Source organism: Corynebacterium frankenforstense (genome assembly GCF_030211955.1).
Taxonomy (GTDB): Bacteria; Actinomycetota; Actinomycetes; order Mycobacteriales; family Mycobacteriaceae; genus Corynebacterium; species Corynebacterium frankenforstense_A.
On sequence record NZ_JASODI010000102.1, the window covers coordinates 1 to 237 of the forward strand.

The following is a 237-nucleotide window of genomic DNA, read 5'->3' on the forward strand; positions in this document are numbered from 1 at the left end:
ACACGACACCGCCCCGATCAGACCCACACCCGGGATTTCAAAGCGTTTCACACCTACGTCACCGGCACTGCTTCTTTAACCAAGGTGGCCGACACCTTGAATGTCTCCCGGCGCACACTCGACCGCCGGTTCACCTCATTGTGGATTATCGATGTCCCTAACACCCCCGATCCCAACCGGGTCTACGACCAAATCTTCATCGACGGCACCTACACCGACGCTGGCTGCTTACTTGTG

Annotated in this window: 1 pseudogene; it reads left to right on the plus strand. The window is 57.4% G+C overall.

Annotation, left to right across the window (positions count from 1 at the left end):
- A pseudogene (locus QP119_RS11700) lies at positions 1-237 on the plus strand (IS1249 family transposase); the annotation flags it as partial.